This window comes from Bacillus sp. bc15 (genome assembly GCF_900142585.1).
Classification (GTDB): domain Bacteria; phylum Bacillota; class Bacilli; order Bacillales; family Bacillaceae_G; genus Bacillus_A; species Bacillus_A cereus.
The window spans coordinates 125,059-148,495 of the sequence record NZ_FRBJ01000008.1; the positions used below are offsets into that span (position 1 = coordinate 125,059).

Consider the following 23,437-nt stretch of genomic DNA (forward strand, 5'->3'; position numbering starts at 1 on the left):
AAAAATACAGAATTTATATAAAAGATATAACTGCAATTAAAATAAGTAAATTTATCTGGAGGTATAAATGACTATTTTAAGCATCATATTTTTTGCTATTATGTGTATCTTCTTCCTAATAAGATATATGAAAGAAAAGAAATTTTACGATTTACTTCTCATTCCCGTTTGTATATATGCAGGAGCAGTGAAAACTCCTTTCGTAGAGTACTTAAACTTTAATACTACATTTAAAATAACGTATGATATTGCAGCTATTATTCTTGTAATCCTTGCCGTACTTTTCTTTTTGAAAGATAAGAAAGAGAATCATACTGCATAACAAAAGACCTTTCATTTACTTGAAAGGTCTTTTTCTATATTTCACTTTACCGCTCCATATAGCTTCCCTACCTCATGCTCAATTTGTTTTACATCGATTCGCTCAAATAGTGGCTGCACGCTATCAATTCTACTTGGCAACGTATTTTGCGGTTCCCAATTTCGTTTAATAATCGACAATGTGCTTCTAACTCTTTCACTTGAAAATGGTAAAAACGGTTCAAGGAGATTTGCAAAATTAGCGATAAGATACACACAGTTATAAATCGTTTCTTCACACGAAACTGGATCATCTTCTCTTTGTTTCCAAGGCTGCTTTTCATCAAAATATTTATTTGCAAAACGTACTGCATCAAATATTGTCTCTAACGCCACCTTAAATTTAGTTTGCTCAATCGCCTCTCCTACATTTTTATATAATCCTTCTACTTTATCTTTCAGCTCTATATCAATAGTCCCCTTTGGTACAGTGCCATCATAATATTTTTCAATAAACTTTAATGTGCGGTTCACGAAGTTTCCATATGCTCCTAACAATTCACTATTATGACTGTAAATAAATTCACGCCATGAAAAATCAGTGTCACGATTTTCTGGTGCATTTACTGTTAAGAAGTAACGGATAGAATCTGGATCATAGCGTTCTAATATGTCAGGCACCCATACTGCCCAGTTTTTATTTGTAGATAATTTTCTTTTTTCAACTGTTAAATATTCATTCGAAACGATATGACGCGGGATTGCTTCTTCCCCTATTCCAAGTAATACCGCTGGCCAAATGACGGAGTGAAATGGAATATTATCCTTGCCGTGTACATAATATGTTTGCGCATCGCTATTCCAAAACTCTTGATCATCTTTTCCTGTTTCTTCAGCCCAATGTTTACTCGCTGAATAATATCCTGCCACTGCTTCAATCCATACGTAAATTTTTTTATCTTCATACCCTTTCACTGGAATTGATACCCCGATTGGTAAATCTCTTGATACAGCCCTATCTTGTAACCCTTCCTTTACATATCTTTCCGTTAATTGAATTGCATTATCACGCCATGTTCCTTTTTCTTTTGCGATTTCTACAACTTTTTTAATTTGCTCCTGAAATGTATGCAATGCAAAATAGAAATGCTCTGTTTCCTCTACAGATGGCGTACTACCACATAACTTACATTTCTTTTCTAACAAATCAAGAGGATCTAAAATAGCAGAACAAGCATCGCATTGATCTCCTCTTGCTGCTTCATGGCAATATGGACATATTCCTTCTACATAACGATCCCGTAAAAACTGCGTACACGTTTCACAATACGCTTGTTCCACTGTTTTTTTATAAATATAGCCTTCTTCTAATAAACGTAAAAAAACTTTTTGAACAGTTTCATGATGATGCTCGCTATCGGTACGTGTATAGCAATCATACGTAAAACCGAGATCACGAAAACATCGCTGAAATTCTTCATGATACTTATTAGCAATTTCTTTTGCTGTCACACCTTCTTGTTTTGCTCTAATTGCAATCGGTGTTCCATTGCAGTCACTCCCTGAAACATACAGCACATTCTCACCTTTTGCCCTGTAATAACGCGCTAAAATATCTCCAGGTAATAAACTCGCAATATGGCCAAGGTGTAACGAACCATTTGCATACGGCCAAGCGCCTCCAATAAAAATACTCATCTTATATTCCTCCTTTAAAATATAAAAAGCCCCGCCCCTATCTTAAAAAAGATAAGGGCGGGGCTGTATAAACAGTCGCGGTACCACCTTATTTCGCCAATCACTCACATAATTAGCCTTAACAAGTACGGAGCTCTATGCTCTTATACTGTGGTTTTGATAACGAGTACCAACTCTCGTCGCCGCCTACTATTATCATTTGATAAGTTCAGGACGAAGCTCAAAGGCCATTGTTCAAATGAATATTCTTGCTTCTTCTCAGCTACCGAAGCTCTCTGGAAAGAATGTGTTCATCCTACTTTTCCTTTTCAACGCTTTTACGTATAACAAGTATTTTACGACTTAATCACAGAAAAATCAAACTTTTATCCGGAACGAAAAGGAAATCCCATCCTCCCGCCGAATACCTATACGTTCACAAAAGGAGTGATAACATTGAACCAAAAACAACTAAGCACTATAAATGAAAAAAGCTGGAATACAGCTGCTTATGAAGCTTGGACGAATCGCCATGGGGCACCGGAGGATTATGCGAAAAAAATCATGGAAGATCCCACACGCGAAGTAGCACATTATTTACCTTACATACAATCTCCAAAAGGAAAATGTATTATTAATTTACTCGGCTCAAAAGGAAATAAAGCTGTTGCTCTCGCCCTTTTAGGCTCTGACGTAACAGTTGTTGATATTTCAGCAAGTAATGCAAAATATGCAAATGAACTTGCTGCCGCCGCAGACGTCTCTATTCATTACATCGTTTCTGATGTACTAGATGTAAATCTCTCCGAGTCATTTGATATCGTATTACTGGAGCTTGGTGTACTTCATTACTTTCTAGATTTAAAACCACTTTTCAAAAAAATTTCTCAACTACTAAAGCCAGGTGGGATACTTATCCTTCGCGATTACCATCCAATATACACAAAGCTATTAGGAGTAGACCATCCATCATTTCGAGCAAGTGGAAATTATTTCGATGAAGAATTAATTGAAGATGATGTTGCTTATAGCATCCTTCTTACAGAAGCACAGAAAGAATCGCTACCTAAAACAGCCATCCGTCGCTGGACGCTAGGAGAAATCATTACAACACTTGCGGAAGAACGTTTTAAAATTGAAAAACTAGTTGAAGAACATGGATCTCATCAAAGATGGGTCTTCCCTTCTACTGCACCAGAAGGAATCGAAGAACGTATCCCTGGTCTATATACAATAATTGCGACAGCATGCAAAAAAGGATCCCTTCACGGATAGGATCCTTTTTGCATGCTCACGCATATAAGTTGAGGTTGGAGATTACCATAATTCTGTAGAATAGGACACAAGATATTTCAACATTTCGTCTCTGACTTACGTCGTCAAAAAGGGGTATGACCAACATAACGAAGAGTAATGTTTTTTAGTTGATACTGATAATCGTTATCAACTAATTAAAAGTATACATGATGTCATTTCAAATTTCAATAGCATTTCTAATATTTATTTATGAATTTTATGATATGCAAATGTATACATTTTAAGAACTTTTTCTAATACCAATCTGACTCCTTCCATTATCTGCTATAATTTTTATTGAACAGATTAATAACTTCATAATAATGTTTTTATTAATTTCGTTTTAAATATCTATAAATCATAATAAACAGTTTAAATGAGGGTAGGGGTAACTATGAAATATGTTAGTATTCGAAAAAAACTACTGTTCACACTCTTAAGCATTTCTTCTTTATTTAGCATTGCTCTTATTGTTATTCTTTCATTCGCCATGAATCAAGCAAGTGAAATCGAAACGTTAAAAAATGATGTATCGAAAAGAGCGACGATTTTAAAAGAACGTGGCGATTGGTTCCAAGGACAAGTTGCTGGTTTACAAGAATATTTGCTATCACATGATCAAAAAGGATTAGATAAGTTCAACCGAGAAGGGAAAAAATTAGCTGATACTAGAGAGAAAGTAACAAGTGACAAAAAGCTCCCAGAAGGAATGAAAGAAGCCATTTTAATGGGAGGAAAATGGCGTAGCGTCATAGATAATGAGGTACTCCCTCTTGCGCGTGAAGGAAAATGGGACGAAGCATCTAGAATTGCTTTAGCACAAACAGATTATGTAAATGATCTTTTAGGTCGTTTTAATAAATATACAAATGAAGAAAATGAGAAACGTGACGCATTAATTGCTGATGTCGAGTCTTCTTCATCACTTATTCAATATATTATTTTCTTCTCACTCATTACATGTACATTAACGTCTATTTTATTAGCATGGTGGTTCTCTGGTAAACTCGTTAAACCAATTCGACAAATTGATGAGAAGTTAAAAGAATTAGCTTCTCAAGATGGAGATTTAACGGCTAGATTACACGTAACGAGTAAAGATGAAATTGGTGACATTGCAAATTCCTTTAATCAAATGCTCACTAACTTACAGCATATAATAAAACAAGTTCAACAAACATCAACAAGTGTAAAAGAAGCTTCCGAAAATGTATTTATTGAAACAACCGCTTCTATGGAAAATACCGCAAGGACCCAAGAAACTATGAATGCTCTTGAACACAATATTCGTTCACAAGTTTCTAGCATTGAAGAAAGTTCAACCGCAATGGATGACATGGCAACGAGTGTTCAGCGTATCGCTGAGTCCGCCTCTTCTGTTACTAGTTTAGCTGTCACAACTTCAGAAAAAGCAGATAATGGGAATAAAGTCATTGAGAAATCTATTACACAAATGCATACAATTAACGAAGCCGTTAACGCTACATCACAAGTAGTTGAGCGACTCATTACACATACAAATCATATCGATACTGCACTTCAATCTATTTCGAATATCGCCGAACAAACAAATTTACTTGCTTTAAATGCTTCTATTGAAGCAGCTCGTGCTGGTGAACACGGAAAAGGATTCGCTGTTGTTGCCGATGAAGTTAGAAAACTTGCTGAACAATCTCAACTAGCCGCAACTGACATTAACCATTTACTGCATCAAATTCAAACTGATACAAAAATAGCAAATGACATGATGACACAAGGTCAAGCAGAGGCTTCTGAAGGAATTACGGTTATTCGTACCGCTGGATCTTCATTCTCAGAAATTGTTAACCACATTAACAAAGTCTCTACGCAAATGCAAGAAATGTCTGCAACTGCTGAAGAGATGGCTGCAAGCTCTGAAGAAATGAACGCAGCTTTAAATAATATCGCTTCTATTTCAAATGAAGTTGCTGCAGAAACATCACAAACAGCACATTCGGCTGGTGATCAAGTAAACAAAATGAGTATCGTGGCTAACAAATCATCTGAAATGAAAACAATCGTACAAGAACTTGAAGTTCTCGTTTCTCATTTCAAAACAAACGCTTAAAGTGAAAATGACACAAGCTCAAAGGTATAAGAAAGAAAGTTTTACAGTCTCTCTTTTTTCACTTTAAAATATCTCTTTCTATCTCTCATTCCGTCTGCTATAATTCCTAAAGGAAATAAGAAAGCTTTATTCCAACTGGAGTAAAGCTTTCTTTCAATTTTTTACATTAATTAATTCTAATACTAAGATTTCACAAAGGAGGCTTTTTATCATATGAATTTTGTAAGTATCAGAAAAAAACTTATGTTCATGATGGGAACGATTTGCGCTTTATTTGGTATCGCCTTAGCTTTTATTTTATTTTTTGCTATCGACCAATCTCGTAAAGCTGAAACATTACAAAAAGAAATTTCTCCACTGGCAACAGAATTGAAAGAACGTGGAGACGCTTATCAAGTACAGCTCTCTGCTTTAAGAGGTTATTTACTACAACATGATCAAGTCGAATTAGACAAGTTTAATGAGATGAGTAAACGTCTTGAGGATTCAAAAGATAAACTTCTTTCTAATCCAAATGCTTCTTCGTCCGTAAAAAGCACAATGGAATTAGGGTCTACTTGGAGAAAGTTCGTTGAAGAAAAAGTATTCACTCTTGCAAAAGAACAAAAATGGGAAGAAGCTTTACAAGTAGCTTCTTCAGAGAACGGAACTGTCTATAAAGTAATTGGTGACTTCACAAATTACAGTAATGAACAAGCTAAATTACGTGAACAATCTATTGAAAAAATTGACCAATCTGCACTCTTAATCGAATATGTTATTTTCTTATCACTTGTTATTTGTATTGTCGCTGCAATTATTCTTGCATGGTGGTTCTCTGGTAAACTTGTGAAACCGATTCAACAAATTGACACGAAACTAAAAGAATTAGCCTCTCAAGAAGGTGACTTAACGGCACGTCTACAAGTAAATAGCAACGATGAAATCGGTGCTATCGCAGCATCATTTAATAAAATGTTAGAAAACCTACAACATATCATTAATCGTGTTCAAAAAACATCAGTGGAAGTACAAACTGCTTCTGAAAATATGCTAGAAAAAACGAATACATCACGTGAGGCGACAGTAAGAGTCCAAAGCTCGATGTCTAACTTAAATGCAAGTATTCAATCACAAACTTCTAGTATGGAAGAAAGTTCAACTGCAATGGACGATATGGCAGTAAGTGTTCAGCGTATTGCTGAATCTGCTTCATCTGTAGCGGAACTTGCTGTTGCCACATCTGAACATGCTAGCGATGGAAGTACCGTTATCCAAAAATCTGTTTCACAAATGACAACGATACACGAAGCTGTAAATGCTACGTCAGAAGTGGTTGAACGTCTAATCACTCATACGAAATATATTGATACTGCTGTACAATCTATTTCTAATATTGCTGAGCAAACAAACTTACTTGCTTTAAATGCTTCTATTGAGGCAGCTCGTGCTGGCGAGCAAGGAAAAGGATTTGCTGTCGTAGCTGACGAAGTTCGAAAACTTGCTGAACAATCTAAAACAGCTGCAACAGACATTAATCAATTACTACATCAAATTCAAAATGATACAGAAACTGCTAGCTCTATGATGTCTCAAGGCCGTTCTGAAGCATTTGAAGGCATTAATGTTATTCGTGAAGCTGGTACTTCTTTCTCAACAATTGTAGAACAAGTAAATAAAGTATCTACTCAAATGCAAGATATATCAGCAACTGCTGAAGAGATGGCTGCAAGTGCTGAAGAAATGAACGCTTCACTTAATAACATCGCTTCTATCTCGACTGAAGTATCCAGCGAAACCGCCGCAACGGCACAATCTGCTGAACAGAAAGTTATCGTTATGAATGAAATGACAGTAACTGCTGGAAAAATGAAACAAACAGTTGAAGAGTTAGATCAACTCGTATCTCATTTTAAAACAGAATAGATTTTCAAAAAAATATCCCTCTTTCAAAGAGGGATATTTTTTTGAGCTCATTTCCTGCACATTATGCTCATTTCCGTTATAATGAGAATCGATATCATTAAAATGTAGGAGGGGCTGCTTATGTCACAAGAAGCATTTGAAAATAAATTATTTGCCAATTTAGAAGCTGTTATTGACCCTGAACTAGGTGTTGATATCGTTAATCTTGGATTAGTGTATGATGTTACAGCAGATGAAAATAATAATGCTGTCATTACGATGACTATGACTTCTATCGGTTGTCCAATGGCTGGGCAAATCGTATCAGACGTTAAAAAAGTATTATCAACGAACGTACCTGAAGTCAATGAAATAGAAGTAAATGTCGTTTGGAATCCACCGTGGTCGAAAGAACGTATGTCACGTATGGCGAAAATCGCATTAGGTATTCGCGACTAGCTGGATAAAGAAAAAAAACCTGACACTCTAGTCAGGTTTTTTTCTCTTATTATTTTACGCCTACTGCATCATAAGCTTTCGTTACAGCTTGTACAGCTTTAGAGTTTTTACCATATAAATCTTCAGCTGACTGAAGAGCAGCTTGACGCATCATTTTGAAGTCAGAGTTTGCAGTTAAATATTTCGTAAGAGCGCGGTAGTAAATTTTTTCTGTCGCTTCACGGCCCACTCCAGTTACTTTCACGCCGTAATGATCTCCGCCTTCAGATACTAAATAAGCAGCTTTATTATTAATACTACTGTTAATATGAACGCCGCCATTATCAGCTGTTCCAGTATAACGTTTACTATAGTGATCTGGGTAACCTTCACTTGGTTTTAATGGGTTTGGAATAGATGCCGGATCTTTTAGTGAACGAAGTGCATCACCAGGTTTATCAGGTGTATAAATATCAGCACCTAAATCCCAGCTCTTCTTCTCAACCATAACACCCATAATGTCAGATAATGATTCATTTAACGCCCCTGACTCATTTTTGTAAACAAGGTTTGCTGTATGTTCAGTTACAGCATGCGTTAATTCATGACCGATAACATCAAGTCCCGCAGATAATGGAATGAATGTTTTTCCATCGCCATCACCATACATCATTTGCACACCATTCCAAGCTGCGTTATTCCAGCTCTCCCCTACGTGAACAGTAGAAATAAGCTTCGCACCTTTATCATCGAAAGAGTTACGATTAAATGTCTTTTTGTAGTAATCATATACTTTTCCTGCATTTACATGCGCATCGACTGCAGCTTTATCCTCGAAGAACTTAGATTTACTTTCAACTTCTTCGCCTGTATATCCAAGCCATTGTGAGAATAAATTAAACAAGTTTTCATCCATATTTTCTGCATCAAATGTATGAACACCTTGTCCACGCTTACCATCAAATAAATTGAATGCTCCTGTTTTCTCATCTTGAGCAATTTCAAATGATTGTCTAGCACCTAATACTCCGTAGCCAAACCCTGTAACGTGATCTACAGCATTATATTTCTCAATAACTTTTCCATTTGTTGCATCAACAAAATAATGCCAATACCCTGGAGCTGGTTTTGAAATCGATGCCTTAACTAAGTATGCAAGGTAGTAATTACCTTCCTTTTCATATACAAATAAATCTTTTTTCACACCGTCATAACTCTTTACTTTACCAATTTCTTTCTCAATATCTGCCTTAGCAATTGTTTCTGCTTGTTCCGCAGTAATGCTTGCAGCTGCAGGAATATTTTTATCATCTAAATTCGGAATAACTTGTCCGAAGAATGCTTTTACATTATTCTCTTTATCAAGTGTAACAGTTTGATCAGAACCGTACACAGGAATGTTATTATGTTTCTCAACTAGCTTTACATGTGTCGTATCAGATTCAGCGTCTTTTTCTTCCCCAACGATATTAAAATGCTTTTCAATATTTCCTGCTAATTTAAACATATCTTTCTTACTCTCTAAGTATTGAAAGACCGTCTCTTTTTTATCTAGCCCTTCCGGTGCTTTCCATTCTTCACCTATGTATGCAGGTGTTTTAAATTCTTGATGATATTGAATTTTTTGTTCTTCCGCTTTCGTTGTCGTTGCCCCAAACGCTCCAAATCCCCCGGCGATAACAGTTAACGCTAATGCTGATGAAATGACTTGCTTTTTCACTATAACATTCCCCATTCCCATAAAGATTTTTGACACTTTTATAAAATTCTGATTTTTACAACCGATACCTCTACCAAAAAATTGAGAAACATTTTTCAGACAATTCCAATCAAAAAAGAGGACATCTATCGGATGTCCTCTTTTCTATAAACCTTTTATTGTTTTTTCAATTCAATTGCTAAATAGTGTGATTGCTCTTTCGCTTGAATGTGAATATCTTCTACCGCTTCTGCTGCATCACGCATAACAAGATTTTCACCATTGATTACACTGCTTCCTTCAATTTGTACAAGGTACAATTGACGGCCTTCTTTCACTGGAAAATGAATTTCTTTTCCAGCCTCTAATGATAAGGAGTATAAATTCGCATCTTGGTGAATTTGAATTGGTGCATTTCCTTCTACTGAAGATACCATATGGAACCATTCATTTTCGCGCTTGCTCCAATCAAATTTAAACTCACCATAGTTTGGTTTATGATCCGCACGGTCTGGTAAAATCCAAATTTGTAATAAACGCAGCGTTTCATTGCCTAAATTATGCTCGCTATGAAATACACCCGTGCCAGCACTCATATATTGAACATGTCCACGCTCAATCGTTCCGCGATTTCCCATGCTGTCTTCGTGTGTTAAAGCACCATCTACAACGTAAGAAATAATCTCCATATCACGGTGCGGATGCATATCAAAACCAGTTTGTGCCGCTACTAGATCATCATTAATAACACGTAACGCTCCGAAGTTCATGTTATTTGGGTTATAATAATTAGCAAAAGAGAAATGAAAATGTGTATTTAACCAGCCATGATTTGCTCTGCCCATATTTTTATGATCAACTTTTCTAAACATAGCCTTCACCTCATACTATCTCGAATTCGAGATTTATTTTAAAATTTTTTCTTACTGTAACTTTTTTAGTAGTGTTAATAATTGCTTTTGTTCCTCTATATTTAAATTATGAAACTTCTCTGCTTGGAACGTTTCTTGAGGTGGGACGATTTCCTCATATAAAGCTCTTCCCTTTTCTGTTAAAGAAATATATTTCGTAGTACCCTCTTGTTCACGCGAAATCCACTCAAGCTGCTCCATTTTATTTAAAAGCTGCGTTACATTTCCTTTCGTAACAAATAGCTTATTTCCAAGTTCTTGCTGCGTTAAACGATCATGTCCTCCAACTTGAGCTAACACATCAAACTGGGCGGCAGATACATTCCATTTCTTCAAATGCTGATTCGTCTCACGAATACTCTTATTATAAAAACGTGATAAACGAAACCATAATAGTAGCCCTAGTCTATCTTCTGTTTTCATTTCATCACCTCGCTCGTTTCATACCATTAGTTTAGAACTAAACTTTATAAAAGTCAAATACTTATTTTTAATAAGTAAAAAGAAAGCACAGCGCTATTTCTCCACTATGCTTTACATTAACTTTCTACTCTTATATTCATCCAATTTCCTCTCCGCGAACTTCCTCGCATCTTTTTCAATCCACCGCTCTTCGTACCGTTCACTTCCCACATACAATATATCTCTCTTATGCTGCATCGCATGGCGGAATTCATGCAGTAGCGTTCTGAGAACTTGCTCATACTCTTCCCATATACAAACGAAAATTAATTGCTTTTCTTTATGATAAAAACCACCTACTGGGAATAGGAACTCTTCTTCCTCTTCTCCTAATGATAGAAGCACATCGTTTGCATCACACGTATCACAAAAAATAACGGGCGTTTTACATACTTCAATAAGAGAAAACAAATCCTCTCTCAACTTTTTGACATCCCAAGGAAGCTCCGAATCCAACACATACCAATTCTCTACCTGTTGATATACATTTTCAAACTGGAGTTCCATTTCTCTTTATTCCCCTTTCCAAGCACCCTTTTTCTATATGTATGCCACAATATGGTAAATATTAAACGTATTCTTTCATCCTTGAAAAAATGCCAATAAAAAAGAATCTACGTCGACATAGATTCCTTTTCTGTAATCACTTTTTTTTCATTATTTTTTTTAATACAAAATAACTAATTGCACAAACAATAGCAGCAAGTGCAAAGTATTTCACATATGGCCCCGCAACTTTATTAATACTTTCCCACTCTGTTCCTAATTTAAAACCTAAATATACAAACACAATGGACCACGGAATAACAGCTAATGTAGTTAGCGTAATAAACTTAGCATGTGACATTTTCGCAATACCCGCTGGTATTGAAATAGCATGACGCACAACCGGAATAAAACGTGCGGTAAAGATAACGCCAGTTCCATAACGATTAAACCAATCTTCAGCATAATCAATATGTTTCTTCTGAATTAAAATATATTTTCCATATCGCTCAAGAACAGGTCTTCCTCCATATCGACCAATCCAATAAATGAATAGTTGTGCAATTACACCACCAATTGTACCGAACGCGACAGCGCCCCAAAATGTAATGCTTCCTGTTGATACTAAATAACCCGCATAAGACAATACGATTTCACTTGGAATAACCTCTAGCATTAATCCAACCATAATTCCCCAATAACCAAGTCCTTCTAAAAAAACTAAAACCGAATGAATCAACTCTCCTAACATCATTTACCTCTCTTTACTGTTTTCATTACAAAAATAAAAGTACAAGCAGGAAATATCTTGTACTTTTATTTTTTTTAATTTAGTTAGTTTTCGTATCCCACTTAAAGATTTTATTTAAGAATTTATATACATTCTTCGACTCTTTTGTCAGAAGTGGGCCTAAAATGGATAGTATAAGCACGTATAGTGCTGAGAATGGTTTTAAGACTGACATTAAACCACCGGCGATACCGATATTAGCCATAATGATGGAGAACTCTCCTCTTGAAACGATTGTTAATCCGATATTTGTTGATGCTTTATGAGATAATCCAGCTTGTCTTCCTGCAATCATCCCTGCTACAAAGTTACCGATTATCGTAAGAAGGACAGCACCTAACGTTAACCATATCGCTCCGCCTAATGAGAATGGATCAATACTTAACCCGAAGCTGAAGAAGAAAATAGCTCCGAAAAAGTCTCTAAATGGAACAACAAGATGTTCAATTCGGTCACTATGCTCTGTCTCAGAGAAAACTAACCCCAGTAGAAGTGCTCCAATTGCTTCTGCAACGTGAATTGTTTCTGAAAAACCAGCAATGAAGAATAACGAAGCAAATACTACAATAATAAAGATTTCATCTGAGCTAATATTGAGCAATTTATTTAATAACGGCGTAGCCTTTCTAGCTACTATAAAGAATAGAAGCATATATCCTAAAGCAATTCCAATTGAAGTAAGGGCACCTAAGAAGGAAGCGTGATCCCCAAGTACTAAACCAGAAACAACTGATAAATATACAGCAAGGAATATATCTTCAAACATAATAATTCCTAAAATTAATTCGGTTTCATTATTACCAGTTCTTCTTAAGTCCACTAACACTTTAGCAACGATAGCGCTAGAAGAAATCGTAATAATACCCGCAATAATTAAGATTTCTAGTAATGGGAATCCCATTATAAATCCGTATAACAAACCAAGTGAAAAGTTAATTAAAATATAAATCGTTCCGCCAATCGCAATAGAGCGTCCAGATTTAATTAGTTTTTTCATTGAAAATTCTAATCCTAGATAGAATAGAAGGAATAGAACCCCAATTCGTCCAAGGAAGGAAATTACACTTGCACTTTCAATAAATTTGAGATCGATAACACCTATTGTCGGTGCATGCGGTCCTACTAACATTCCAAGAACGATTAGAAAAGGAATTACTGAGAATTTAAATTTCCCAGCAATTACTGCTGCAATTGCCACTAAAACTAAAGCTGTACCAACTTCAAAAATTAACGTATCCATATAATCAGTCCCCCCTATTTGAAAGTAATTCATTAATGATTTTTTTTATTTCTTCTCTCTCACCTGAAACTACAAGCATATCTCCTTCTTCAATTACTGTTTCTGGTCCTGGATTAAATAACTTCTTCATGTTCTTCTTCATAACTGCGATGATCGTTACGCTATATGTTTTTCTTATTTCAAGATCGCCAATTGTTTTTCCGATTGCTGGAGCTGTATTCTCCACTTTAAACCACTCAATCGCTAAACCTTCAAAAACCATCTCAACATTTTCTAACGCCCTAGGCTTATATACCATTCCACCTAATATTGCTGCGATTTGTCTTGCCTCTGAGTCACGTAGTGAAATACTTGAGATGCTTTCTTCATGGTCTGAATCAAAATGATACATTTCTCTACGTCCATCATCATGAATGACAATTACCATCTTTTCGTTACCTTTCGTAACGATTTGAAACTTATAACCAATACCTGGAAGTTCACTTTCTCTAATATTCATTTTTAGCTCCTCCATAACTTGTTTATTTTAATTTTCTGTTTTTCTGTCTTTTATTCATCCAATCAACTTTAGAAATTCTAACCACTCAGGATATTTGTGACTTGGAAATCTTTTATTGTAATAATAAGTGGACCCTAAAAAGATACTTAAAGATGTAATGATAAAAAATATATTACTTCTCATTTTCAAACTCTCAAGACTTACTTTCAATAAAGAATCTTCTTTCAAATTATCCCCACTTTCCCGCTTTAAATTTAGTTTTTTAAAATGTAAATAATTCTAAAAATATTACGATGTAACATAATCATAACACAAAAATGATTTAAGTAACATGATTTTTTAGAAAAATTGATTCTCGTATATTTTTTGCATATAATTTTCTTATTACGAAAAAAAGGAAGTGTATTATATGGTTGATATCTTTAGCAGATTCCTTGAGGTAACGAATAATATTTTATGGTCATATATTCTTATTGCAATGCTAATCGGCTTCGGTCTTTACTTCTCTTTTAAATTAAAATTTGTCCAAATTACTCATTTCAGTGAGATGGTCAGCTTAATTAGTAAAGGCTTTAATCGAAAAGAAAAAAAGAAAGATAGCATCTCCCCATTCCAAGCATTTTGCTTAAGTGCAGCCGCACGTATTGGTATCGGGAACTTAGCCGGTGTGGCATTAGCAATTTCGATGGGTGGACCTGGCGCAATATTTTGGATGTGGTTTATAGCAATTATCGGAGCAGCTACTAGTTTCGTAGAATGTACGCTCGCTCAAATTTATAAAGTAAAAGATGGTAGCAGGTTCCGTGGTGGGCCGGCATATTACATGGAAAAAGGATTAAACAAACGCTGGATGGGTGTTTGGTTCTCACTTCTTATTACAATTGCGTACGGATTAATTTTCAATTCAGTACAAGCGAATACAGTAACAATAGCGTTTGAAAATGCTTTTGGACTAGAGCGAACAATCGTAGGAGCTCTATTAGCCTTATTAGTTGCAGTCATTATTTTTGGTGGTATTAAGAGCATTTCACGTATTACAGAAATGATTGTTCCGCCAATGGCAATCGTTTATATCGGCGTGGCTATTTTTGTCGTTATTAACAACTTTAGTATGTTACCAAGCATTTTCATGGAAATCTTTAACGGTGCATTCGGTTTAGACCAAGCCATCGCTGGTGGTATTGGAGCCGCAATCAAGTTCGGAATTCAGCGCGGTTTATTCGCGACAGAAGCAGGAATGGGTAGTTCTCCTAATGCAGCCGCAACATCTGATGTATCTCACCCTGTAAAACAAGGACTTGTTCAAGCGTTAGGCGTTTTCGTAGATACATTCTTAGTATGTACATCAACAGCATTTATCGTATTATGTTCTGGACTTTACAAAGGATCAAATTTAGAAGGCATCGAATTAACACAAAACGCATTAAGTTCACAAATTGGACCGTGGGCAAGCACTTTCTTAGCGATTATTATTTTCCTATTCGCTTTCAGTTCACTTCTAGGAAACTACTATTATGGTGAAACAAATATCGCATTCATTAAAGAAAGCAAAACATGGTTAATGATTTATCGTGTTGCAGTTGTCGGAATGGTATTCTTCGGATCAATCGCTGCTCTTAAAACAGTTTGGAGTTTAGCTGATTTATTCATGGGACTAATGGTATTCACAAACTTAATTGCCATCTCATTCCTTAGCAAATTTGCTTACGCTGCATTAGTAGACTATTTGAAGCAAAAGAAACAAGGCAAAGATCCTGTCTTCGTTGCAAACTCTATCCCTGGCTTAAAGAATACAGAGTGCTGGGATGGGCAGGATGTAGAAGAAAAACAAAAGGCTGTTTAATAAACAAAGGCCCTATTACTTCACCGTAATAGGGCCTTTTATTTATAACAGTTCATAATTTGTTCAAATTAATTCCAGCAAAAGGGTTGATTTATAGACATTACTAGATTATAATAATTATAAATTAGTAATTGATATCACATAACAACTCAAAAGGAGATTGATCATAATGAACAAACAAGTAATCGAAGTATTAAACAAACAAGTAGCAGACTGGAGCGTTTTATTCACAAAACTTCACAACTTCCATTGGTATGTAAAAGGACCTCAATTCTTCACATTACACGAGAAATTCGAAGAACTTTACACAGAATCAGCTACTCACATCGATGAAATTGCAGAACGTATTTTAGCAATTGGCGGCAAACCAGTAGCAACAATGAAAGAATACTTAGAACTATCTTCTATTCAAGAAGCAGCATACGGAGAAACTGCAGAAGGGATGGTCGAAGCAATCATGAAAGACTACGAAATGATGCTAGTCGAACTGAAAAAAGGCATGGAAATCGCTCAAGATTCTGACGATGAAATGACATCTGACCTACTACTAGGTATCTACACAGAACTAGAAAAACACGCTTGGATGCTACGTGCGTTCTTGAATCAATAATATGTAAAAGCGGAGGCGGCTTGCTCAGAATCGCAGGGCATTGGAGCTCTCGACCTTGAAGCGCTTTTTGCTTCGAGCGAGAAAGCGAAATGACCGGAGATTCTAGCCGCTGGAGCTGGATATCACCTAAAAGCGGAGGTAGCTTGCTCAGAATGTGAGGGGGATGGAGCTTTTGACGTAGAGGCGCTCTTTGCCTCGCAGGAAAAAGCGAAGCCACCGAACATTCTAGCTACCGGAGCTGGATATTACTTTAAAGCAGAAGCGGCTCGTTTAGAGTCGCTTTTTTATGTAATGGTCGCACTTAACGGTACACGAAATTATATCAACGATTTTTCAAATATATCGATCATTACTCGAAATATATCAACGATTTTTTCATTATATCAATCATTACCCGCAATATATCAACGATTTGACAAAGGATATCAATTTGCCGACAAATCACGACAATATCAGCGCCCCTCTCCCCTACTTTTATCAATATATTACAATCTCATCTATGTTAAAATATAGGAAACACCCTTTAGTATCATAGATCCAAAAAGCTTTTCCAAATTCATCATTTACTACTTAAATGACGGGAGTGGTTCAGTTGAAAGACTACTTAATTAGAGCATTTTTTGCGTTGATAACAGTTGGGATTCTCTTACTTATAGCTAATATTTTCAATATACGTGTCGAGGTTAAAGACTATGCTTTCCTCGTTGTCGTAGCAATTGGTGGCGGCTGGGGTGGCTGGTACCTGTATAAAAAACAAAGCAATCAAAATGATAAAGGCATTCCAAAGTAATATGGAATGCCTCTTTTATTGCCTTCTGTAATAAATAATGAAATTCAGGCCACTAATACAACCAATCGCAATAAACATACAAAACGATTGTGGATCTCCAGCCAAATTATACTCATCAACAATAAAGCCAATCATAAAGAGTGTTATCGCCGAAACACCGATACACAATATCGAAATAAACCAAAGCGAAAATTCATTAATTAGCTCTTTCTTCTGTATTGAAACGATTAGCATAACAAGAATAGACGCTGCTAAAATACTTTTAAAAACAGGACGTAAATACACAAACTCCTCCATCAATTTCTCCTTTTCCAAAAAACATCACATCTCAACATTAACATATTTAACCAAATTAAAAACACATGCCATCTTAAATTAAAACGACATGTGTTTCCGTATTTGCTATGATAGTTGCTTCCACTTCGTTCCCAAAACAGGACGCTCATAATTTTGGATTGCATGAATTAGTTTATCTGCCGTCTCAGCTGAAACGATCAATTCTTTATTTGATGGATTCATAAATCCTTCTTCTGCTGCACGTTCAACCATTTGCAGAATTGGTCCGTAAAAACCTTTTATGTTTAATAAACCAACCGGCTTATTATGTATACCAATTTGTGACCAACATACAACTTCAAATAGTTCTTCAAACGTTCCGTATCCGCCTGGAAGCGCAATAAAAGCATCTGCAAGCTCTGCCATTTTCGCTTTACGTTCATGCATCGTCTCTACTTCAATTAATTCTGTTAATCCTGTATGCACAATTTCTCCTCGGAATAGACCGCGTGGCATAACACCTGTTACACGTCCACCTAAACGAAGAACTTCGTTTGCTACTTCTCCCATTAATCCAACGCATGAACCACCGTATACGAGCTCATACTCGTTCTCAACAAACATTTTACCTAACTGAATTGCCTGCTCTTTGAATTCTGGTCTCTCCCCTAAATTAGAACCTGCAAACACACAAATCTTTCTCATTCCTACACCCCGAAACTATATATTGTTATGATACAATGAACATTGTACAACATATTGAGGAGATGAGGAAGAAATGGATATCGTTGCATTTCAAAGATGGGTTGAGGAATTTTACGAAAAACGAAGCTGGTCACAGTATAATGCCTTTATTCGCTTAAATTTCTTAACCGAGGAAGTTGGGGAAGTTTCACGAGTCGTTCGTGCTATTGAAATCGGCCGCGATCGCCCTGATGAAGATGCGAAAACAGAAGAAGAGCTAAAACAAGAACTAAAAGAAGAACTTGGCGATGTACTATCTAACCTTATTATTCTTTCGCAAAAATATAATTTAGACCTACAAGACATTATGGACGCACACGTCACAAAGCTTTCGAAAAGGTTCGAAGTATCTAAATGAGAATATTATCAATTATGGTATAATATTCTTGTCACAATACTAAGGGGGATTTTATGTTATCAAAAAAATTGCGCGACGCATTAAATGAACAAATGAACTTTGAATTTTACTCTGCCCATGCTTATATGGCAATGGCTGCTTACTGTACAGCTGAGAGCTATGATGGATTCGCTAACTTTTTCCTTGTACAAGCTGAAGAAGAACGTTTCCACGCAATGAAGCTTTACAACTATATTAATGACCGCGGAGAGCGCGCTATTATTACTGGATTTGATAATCCGAATAACGAATACGAATCTGTATTAAACGCTTTTGAAGTCGCACTTGAGCACGAGCGTGAAGTAACGAAACGTATTTACAACTTATCTGATATCGCTTGGGATGAGCGTGAACATGCAACAATTACATTCTTAAAATGGTTCGTTGACGAACAAGTTGAAGAAGAAGCTTCATTCGATAGCATCATCCAAAAACTAAAACGTATTACAAGCGATTCAAACGCACTGTTTATGCTAGATGCTGAATTAGAGAAACGTACATTTACGCCTCCAGCTGAGTAATATTTCAATCACCTTAATACATGTATTAAGGTGATTTTTTTGTTTGCTCTCTATCTTAAAATCACCTTAAATTTCCTCATATTTGACATAGTGTCAGATATAAAATGGTATTATTTTCAATATAAAAACGAATATACGAGGAGAGGAAAAATGAATCAACGTGTAGAAGCTGTTGATGCAATTCGTGGTTTCGCTTTGTTTGGCATTTTACTAGTCAATATGACATTAATTCAATTTGGGTTCTTCACCAGTGAAAAACCAACTTATCTATTTGGCGATCTTGATAAAGGCGCTAATTGGTTTATTCAATTTTTCGGCACACATAACTTTATATCCCTATTTTCTTTTCTATTTGGGCTTAGCATTATTTTGTTACAAAAAAGTATTATCGCAAAAGGAAAAAAATTCTTCCCCACATACATAAGACGTATTATCATTCTTTTACTACTCGGCTACATTCATGGCACTTTTGTTTGGGAGGGAGATATTTTATTTGCATACGGAATAATCGGGATTTTTTTAATGATATTCATCAATCGAAAACCGAAAACTTTGCTTATTTGGGCGATTATTCTACTCGCACTTACTACACTTATGTCTTATCAAACTGATCCATCTACAAATATAAATGATTTCGCACCTTATACTGAAAAAGAACATAAAGTCCATCAAACTGGAAGCTATATGGATCACGTCAACTTTAGATTGACTGAAAATCCTTTTGATTACATGGGAATTGACGGTGCATTCGGATTATTTTTTATATCAGTTTTCGCAATAATTTTTATGTCTCCACTGTTCCTACTCGGAATGTATGTAGGGAAAAAAGGCTGGCTATTTGAGGTCAGTAAACATATACCTGCTGTCAAAAAAATATGGTTTGCCACCGGTCTCTTCTCTTTTACAATTAAAATCTTAGCTATGTTCATAAAACACCCGGTTTTAATTATGTTACAAGATGGCCTTACACCAGTAACTATGACCTTCTTTTACGGAAGCACAATCATTTTATTATTCCATTACAAAAAAGCAACCCGTCTACTAACATACATGGCGAACATGGGGAAAATGTCCGTTAGTAATTACTTAGCGCAATCTATTATCGCAACAACCATTTTTTACGCATATGGATTTGGCTTATACGGGAAAATCGGCTATTTCTTCGGTATTCTTTTAACCATCGGAATTTATACGATTCAATTATTCGTTAGCACCTATTGGCTCCAGAAATACCGAATGGGGCCAGTGGAATATGTCTGGAGACTGGGAACTTATTTAGAGAAACCACGTTTTAAAAGAGACTTGGATAAAGCAAGTTAAACAAAAAAAGCAATGAGCCTACGCTCATTGCTTTTCTTAATTTATTAAAGCATAACCCCAACGATAATCGCTGATAATATACTTACTAACGTTGCACCGTATACAAGTTTTAAACCGAATGATGATACAACGTTTGCTTGTTTGCCATCGATACTCTTCGTTGCACCTGCGATAATTCCGATAGATGAGAAGTTCGCAAATGATACAAGGAAGATAGATAAAATACCTACTGTACGAGCTGATAAATCGCCAGCTACTTTTCCAAGGTCAAGCATTGCAACGAATTCGTTCGTTACTAATTTTGTTGCCATAATTTGTCCTGCTTGTAACATCTCTGATGTTGGAATACCCATTACGAATGCTAATGGTGAGAAGATGTATCCTAAAATGCTTTGGAATGTGATTCCGAAAATTGAATCGAATACACCATTAATTGCTGTAATTAATGCTACGAAACCGATTAACATCGCCGCTACTGTTACAGCGATAGAGAAACCAAGCATAATATATTCGCCTAACATCTCAAAGAATGTTTGTTTCTTGTCTTCTTGTAATTCTAAAATATCGTCTTCTTCTTTTACTTCATATGGATTAATAATATGAACAATAATGAATCCACTAAATAAGTTTAATACAAGTGCTGTTACTACATATTTTGGATCAATCATTTTCATATAAGAACCGACAATTGACATCGATACTGTAGACATTGAAGATGCACAAAGTGTGTATAAACGATTTTTCGGTAATTTGCTTAGTTGATCTTTTACTGTAATGAATACTTCCCCTTGACCAACGATTGCAGCTGCTACCGCATTATATGATTCTAGTTTTCCTAAACCGTTAACTTTACTTAATAGGAAACCGACTGCACGAATGATAATCGGTAAAACTTTAATATGTTGCAGGATCCCGATTAATACTGCTAAGAAAATAATCGGTAATAATACTGTTAAGAAGAATGGTGCTTGTCCATCGTTTGCTAGACCACCAAATACGAAATTAACCCCAGCTTCCGCAAATTTTAAAATAGAACCAAATCCATCTGCGATCCCTTTTACTAATACAAATCCGACCTTTGTATTTAGTAAGAAATACGCAAGTACCAATTGAATAACAAGCATAAGTGCAATTGGTTTATATTTAATCTTCTTACGATCTGAACTGATAAGGAAACCTAGTACAAACACTACAAGTAAACCGACTAGAAACATTACTATTTTCATATGTGAATCCCCCACTTCTCCCACGAATTATTGGTCGTATAACGTATAACGAATGACGTCTGACCATTGTTGTTAAAAAAATTTTAAACCCCTAAAACTATTCAACTGTCATCTAAAATCAGTAAGCGTTTACATAAATTGCAATTTATAAAAGGTAGCTTCTTCTCTCCTACCATACTTGAAAGTCTGAAATTGATACCACCTACAAATCAAATTGTAAGCGTTATCTAGGTGAAATGCAATATAAATTTTAAAAGATTTTTATATGTTAATATATTCCTAATCAATTGGTTTTTTCATGCAAATTTACCATAAAAAAAATAGCCCTAGCTATGAGCTAGAGCTACCCTTTTTTACCCCGCTTTAACGGGCAGTAAGACCCCCATCTCAACATTCAGCGAAAACAAAGAAGTTAGATGGGTGATTAATTGCCCATAAAAGCCCGATTGGTTCAACTAATAATCAGCGGGGGATAAAGCTCCCCCCACTAATTAAAGTTTCACTTTATAACATAACACCAACGATAATCGCTGATAGAATACTTACTAACGTCGCACCGTACACAAGGCGTAAACCGAATGATGATACAACATTTGATTGATTTTCATCGATACCTTTCGTTGCACCTGCGATAATTCCGATAGATGAGAAGTTCGCAAATGATACAAGGAATACAGAAAGAATACCAACCGTACGAGCCGATAAATCACCAGCTACTTTTCCAAGGTCAAGCATCGCAACAAACTCGTTTGATACTAATTTTGTTGCCATAATTTGTCCCGCTGTTACCATTTCTGCTTGCGGGATGCCCATTACGAATGCTAATGGTGAGAAAATATATCCTAAAATAGCTTGGAATGTAATACCGAACATTGTATCAAACAAGCTATTGATTGCTGTAATTAATGCTACGAAACCGAGTAACATAGCTGCTACTGTAATCGCAATCGTGAAACCAAGCATAATGTACTCGCTCAGCATTTCAAAGAATGATTGTTTTTTCTTATTTTCTAATTTCAGTGTATCTTCTTCTTCTGTAATATCGTACGGGTTAATAATATGAATGATAATGAAACCACTAAATAAATTTAATACAAGTGCTGTTACTACATATTTCGGTTCGATCATTTTCATATAAGAACCAACGATTGACATCGACACTGTCGACATTGAAGATGCACATAATGTATATAAACGATGTTTTGGGATTTTACTTAATTGATCTTTTACTGTAATAAATACTTCTGCTTGTCCAACAATGGCAGCTGCTACTGCATTATATGATTCTAGTTTTCCTAGACCATTTACTTTACTTAACAACGTACCAATAGCACGAATAAATATCGGTAAAATTTTAAAGTGTTGCAGAATTCCGATTAAAACCGCAAAGAATACGATTGGTAATAGCGCTGTTAAGAAGAATGAAACCTCTCCTTTATTAACCAGACCACCAAATACGAAAACGATTCCAGCTTCCGCATATCCAAGAAGTGCGCCAAATCCATCTGAAATTCCTTTTACTAAAATATAACCAACTTGTGTATTTAATAAGAAATAAGATAATACTAGCTGAATAATAAGCATAATTGCGATTGGTTTATACTTAATCTTCTTTCGATCGGCACTTATAAGAAAACCGAGTACAAATACAACGAGTAATCCTATAAGGAACATAACAAACTTCATTAATAAAATCCTCCATTTAACTCTTCATTAACGTTGAACGTCTGACCATTCGAAACAAGAAATAATCCGAACTTTCCATTTCTCCTCCAAAACCTTCAATCGGATAGGAAAGATCATAAAACCTCTTATTTCAAAGGCATTTTCCATTCTAACACAAATCACAACTCATATCCGCACTTTTCTTAAAAAAATACATTTTATTATGAAACATTCATTAATGTTCGTCTTTTTCATTATAAAGCGAAACTTTAAT

General features: G+C 35.6%; 23 protein-coding genes and 1 other annotated feature. Of the genes, 11 read left to right on the forward strand and 12 right to left on the reverse strand.

Going from position 1 to position 23,437, the window contains the following annotated elements:
• The first annotated feature begins 67 nt into the window (after positions 1-67).
• On the forward strand, positions 68-322 hold the full coding sequence (locus BUA87_RS22585; protein ID WP_000154123.1) for a hypothetical protein: 255 nt from the start codon (positions 68-70) through the stop codon (positions 320-322).
• A 41-nt stretch (positions 323-363) separates the two neighbouring features.
• On the opposite strand, the gene metG is transcribed toward BUA87_RS22585, so the two are convergent.
• Entirely contained in the window at positions 364-1,998 is a 1,635-nt protein-coding gene (gene metG, locus BUA87_RS22590; RefSeq protein ID WP_072940879.1) for a methionine--tRNA ligase, read from the reverse strand.
• A gap of 50 nt (positions 1,999-2,048) precedes the next feature.
• Positions 2,049-2,319: a binding site (T-box leader), on the reverse strand.
• Between the two features lie 114 nt (positions 2,320-2,433).
• On the opposite strand from metG, the gene BUA87_RS22595 reads away from it, so the two are divergent.
• The 4 genes from BUA87_RS22595 (at position 2,434) to BUA87_RS22610 (ending at position 7,705) form a co-directional block, all read left to right on the forward strand.
• On the forward strand, positions 2,434-3,252 hold the full coding sequence (locus BUA87_RS22595) for a class I SAM-dependent methyltransferase (protein ID WP_001072258.1): 819 nt from the start codon (positions 2,434-2,436) through the stop codon (positions 3,250-3,252).
• A 415-nt stretch (positions 3,253-3,667) separates the two neighbouring features.
• A complete protein-coding gene (locus BUA87_RS22600) occupies positions 3,668-5,362 on the forward strand; it encodes a methyl-accepting chemotaxis protein (protein WP_016513202.1) in 1,695 nt (564 codons plus the stop codon).
• A 213-nt stretch (positions 5,363-5,575) separates the two neighbouring features.
• Complete coding sequence (locus BUA87_RS22605; protein ID WP_016513203.1) at positions 5,576-7,267, forward strand: methyl-accepting chemotaxis protein; 1,692 nt, start codon at positions 5,576-5,578, stop codon at positions 7,265-7,267.
• A 120-nt stretch (positions 7,268-7,387) separates the two neighbouring features.
• Complete coding sequence (locus BUA87_RS22610; protein ID WP_000076418.1) at positions 7,388-7,705, forward strand: metal-sulfur cluster assembly factor; 318 nt, start codon at positions 7,388-7,390, stop codon at positions 7,703-7,705.
• 49 nt (positions 7,706-7,754) lie between these two features.
• Here the strand turns inward: BUA87_RS22610 and nprB are convergent, their stop codons facing one another.
• The 7 genes from nprB to BUA87_RS22645 all read right to left on the reverse strand — a co-directional run bounded on the left by nprB (position 7,755) and on the right by BUA87_RS22645 (position 13,771).
• Positions 7,755-9,404 carry a neutral protease NprB gene (nprB, locus tag BUA87_RS22615; protein WP_065229524.1) on the reverse strand — a complete coding sequence of 550 codons (1,650 nt, stop codon included), beginning with the start codon at positions 9,402-9,404 and terminating at the stop codon, positions 7,755-7,757.
• 155 nt (positions 9,405-9,559) lie between these two features.
• Positions 9,560-10,255: a pirin family protein gene (locus tag BUA87_RS22620; RefSeq protein WP_000488934.1), complete on the reverse strand. Its 696-nt coding sequence runs from the start codon at positions 10,253-10,255 to the stop codon at positions 9,560-9,562.
• Between the two features lie 51 nt (positions 10,256-10,306).
• A complete protein-coding gene (locus BUA87_RS22625; protein WP_000845480.1) occupies positions 10,307-10,717 on the reverse strand; it encodes a MarR family winged helix-turn-helix transcriptional regulator in 411 nt (136 codons plus the stop codon).
• Positions 10,718-10,828: 111 nt separating this feature from the next.
• On the reverse strand, positions 10,829-11,263 hold the full coding sequence (locus BUA87_RS22630) for a DUF3920 family protein (RefSeq protein WP_000422785.1): 435 nt from the start codon (positions 11,261-11,263) through the stop codon (positions 10,829-10,831).
• A 136-nt stretch (positions 11,264-11,399) separates the two neighbouring features.
• On the reverse strand, positions 11,400-11,993 hold the full coding sequence (locus BUA87_RS22635) for an undecaprenyl phosphate transporter UptA (RefSeq protein WP_072940886.1): 594 nt from the start codon (positions 11,991-11,993) through the stop codon (positions 11,400-11,402).
• A gap of 79 nt (positions 11,994-12,072) precedes the next feature.
• Positions 12,073-13,272: a cation:proton antiporter gene (locus BUA87_RS22640; RefSeq protein ID WP_000380223.1), complete on the reverse strand. Its 1,200-nt coding sequence runs from the start codon at positions 13,270-13,272 to the stop codon at positions 12,073-12,075.
• Positions 13,273-13,276: 4 nt separating this feature from the next.
• A complete protein-coding gene (locus tag BUA87_RS22645) occupies positions 13,277-13,771 on the reverse strand; it encodes a cation:proton antiporter regulatory subunit (protein ID WP_001026075.1) in 495 nt (164 codons plus the stop codon).
• A gap of 409 nt (positions 13,772-14,180) precedes the next feature.
• Here BUA87_RS22645 and BUA87_RS22650 point away from each other — a divergent pair, with 409 nt between their 5' ends.
• The 3 genes from BUA87_RS22650 to BUA87_RS22660 all read left to right on the forward strand — a co-directional run bounded on the left by BUA87_RS22650 (position 14,181) and on the right by BUA87_RS22660 (position 17,014).
• Complete coding sequence (locus BUA87_RS22650; RefSeq protein ID WP_000227586.1) at positions 14,181-15,614, forward strand: alanine/glycine:cation symporter family protein; 1,434 nt, start codon at positions 14,181-14,183, stop codon at positions 15,612-15,614.
• Positions 15,615-15,783: 169 nt separating this feature from the next.
• Positions 15,784-16,224, forward strand: a complete 441-nt coding sequence (locus BUA87_RS22655; RefSeq protein WP_001041895.1) for a Dps family protein — start codon at positions 15,784-15,786, stop codon at positions 16,222-16,224.
• Positions 16,225-16,816: 592 nt separating this feature from the next.
• A complete protein-coding gene (locus tag BUA87_RS22660) occupies positions 16,817-17,014 on the forward strand; it encodes a hypothetical protein (protein ID WP_000656312.1) in 198 nt (65 codons plus the stop codon).
• A 15-nt stretch (positions 17,015-17,029) separates the two neighbouring features.
• Here the strand turns inward: BUA87_RS22660 and BUA87_RS22665 are convergent, their stop codons facing one another.
• Both BUA87_RS22665 and BUA87_RS22670 read right to left on the reverse strand, forming a co-directional pair.
• A complete protein-coding gene (locus BUA87_RS22665) occupies positions 17,030-17,311 on the reverse strand; it encodes a hypothetical protein (protein WP_016513205.1) in 282 nt (93 codons plus the stop codon).
• 105 nt (positions 17,312-17,416) lie between these two features.
• Positions 17,417-17,980 carry an LOG family protein gene (locus BUA87_RS22670; protein WP_002094193.1) on the reverse strand — a complete coding sequence of 188 codons (564 nt, stop codon included), beginning with the start codon at positions 17,978-17,980 and terminating at the stop codon, positions 17,417-17,419.
• Positions 17,981-18,068: 88 nt separating this feature from the next.
• Here BUA87_RS22670 and BUA87_RS22675 point away from each other — a divergent pair, with 88 nt between their 5' ends.
• The 3 genes from BUA87_RS22675 (at position 18,069) to BUA87_RS22685 (ending at position 20,272) form a co-directional block, all read left to right on the forward strand.
• Positions 18,069-18,392: a MazG nucleotide pyrophosphohydrolase domain-containing protein gene (locus BUA87_RS22675; protein ID WP_065229527.1), complete on the forward strand. Its 324-nt coding sequence runs from the start codon at positions 18,069-18,071 to the stop codon at positions 18,390-18,392.
• A gap of 53 nt (positions 18,393-18,445) precedes the next feature.
• On the forward strand, positions 18,446-18,952 hold the full coding sequence (locus BUA87_RS22680) for a ferritin (protein ID WP_065229528.1): 507 nt from the start codon (positions 18,446-18,448) through the stop codon (positions 18,950-18,952).
• 150 nt (positions 18,953-19,102) lie between these two features.
• Positions 19,103-20,272, forward strand: coding sequence for a DUF418 domain-containing protein (locus BUA87_RS22685; RefSeq protein ID WP_071731072.1), 1,170 nt, complete (start codon positions 19,103-19,105; stop codon positions 20,270-20,272).
• Positions 20,273-20,316: 44 nt separating this feature from the next.
• Here the strand turns inward: BUA87_RS22685 and BUA87_RS22690 are convergent, their stop codons facing one another.
• Entirely contained in the window at positions 20,317-21,498 is a 1,182-nt protein-coding gene (locus BUA87_RS22690) for a NupC/NupG family nucleoside CNT transporter (protein WP_000706853.1), read from the reverse strand.
• Positions 21,499-22,002: 504 nt separating this feature from the next.
• Complete coding sequence (locus BUA87_RS22695) at positions 22,003-23,184, reverse strand: NupC/NupG family nucleoside CNT transporter (protein WP_016513207.1); 1,182 nt, start codon at positions 23,182-23,184, stop codon at positions 22,003-22,005.
• Positions 23,185-23,437: the final 253 nt, after the last annotated feature.

What these genes read in the sequence shown, in the direction of transcription:
- BUA87_RS22585 (WP_000154123.1), top strand. Translation starts at nt 68, where the DNA reads ATGACTATTTTAAGCATCATATTTTTTGCTATTATGTGTATCTTCTTC.
- metG (WP_072940879.1), bottom strand. Translation starts at nt 1,998, where the DNA reads ATGAGTATTTTTATTGGAGGCGCTTGGCCGTATGCAAATGGTTCGTTA.
- BUA87_RS22600 (WP_016513202.1), top strand. Translation starts at nt 3,668, where the DNA reads ATGAAATATGTTAGTATTCGAAAAAAACTACTGTTCACACTCTTAAGC.
- BUA87_RS22605 (WP_016513203.1), top strand. Translation starts at nt 5,576, where the DNA reads ATGAATTTTGTAAGTATCAGAAAAAAACTTATGTTCATGATGGGAACG.
- BUA87_RS22610 (WP_000076418.1), top strand. Translation starts at nt 7,388, where the DNA reads ATGTCACAAGAAGCATTTGAAAATAAATTATTTGCCAATTTAGAAGCT.
- BUA87_RS22620 (WP_000488934.1), bottom strand. Translation starts at nt 10,255, where the DNA reads ATGTTTAGAAAAGTTGATCATAAAAATATGGGCAGAGCAAATCATGGC.
- BUA87_RS22625 (WP_000845480.1), bottom strand. Translation starts at nt 10,717, where the DNA reads ATGAAAACAGAAGATAGACTAGGGCTACTATTATGGTTTCGTTTATCA.
- BUA87_RS22630 (WP_000422785.1), bottom strand. Translation starts at nt 11,263, where the DNA reads ATGGAACTCCAGTTTGAAAATGTATATCAACAGGTAGAGAATTGGTAT.
- BUA87_RS22635 (WP_072940886.1), bottom strand. Translation starts at nt 11,993, where the DNA reads ATGTTAGGAGAGTTGATTCATTCGGTTTTAGTTTTTTTAGAAGGACTT.
- BUA87_RS22640 (WP_000380223.1), bottom strand. Translation starts at nt 13,272, where the DNA reads ATGGATACGTTAATTTTTGAAGTTGGTACAGCTTTAGTTTTAGTGGCA.
- BUA87_RS22645 (WP_001026075.1), bottom strand. Translation starts at nt 13,771, where the DNA reads ATGAATATTAGAGAAAGTGAACTTCCAGGTATTGGTTATAAGTTTCAA.
- BUA87_RS22650 (WP_000227586.1), top strand. Translation starts at nt 14,181, where the DNA reads ATGGTTGATATCTTTAGCAGATTCCTTGAGGTAACGAATAATATTTTA.
- BUA87_RS22655 (WP_001041895.1), top strand. Translation starts at nt 15,784, where the DNA reads ATGAACAAACAAGTAATCGAAGTATTAAACAAACAAGTAGCAGACTGG.
- BUA87_RS22665 (WP_016513205.1), bottom strand. Translation starts at nt 17,311, where the DNA reads ATGGAGGAGTTTGTGTATTTACGTCCTGTTTTTAAAAGTATTTTAGCA.
- BUA87_RS22675 (WP_065229527.1), top strand. Translation starts at nt 18,069, where the DNA reads ATGGATATCGTTGCATTTCAAAGATGGGTTGAGGAATTTTACGAAAAA.
- BUA87_RS22680 (WP_065229528.1), top strand. Translation starts at nt 18,446, where the DNA reads ATGTTATCAAAAAAATTGCGCGACGCATTAAATGAACAAATGAACTTT.
- BUA87_RS22685 (WP_071731072.1), top strand. Translation starts at nt 19,103, where the DNA reads ATGAATCAACGTGTAGAAGCTGTTGATGCAATTCGTGGTTTCGCTTTG.
- BUA87_RS22690 (WP_000706853.1), bottom strand. Translation starts at nt 21,498, where the DNA reads ATGAAAATAGTAATGTTTCTAGTCGGTTTACTTGTAGTGTTTGTACTA.
- BUA87_RS22695 (WP_016513207.1), bottom strand. Translation starts at nt 23,184, where the DNA reads ATGAAGTTTGTTATGTTCCTTATAGGATTACTCGTTGTATTTGTACTC.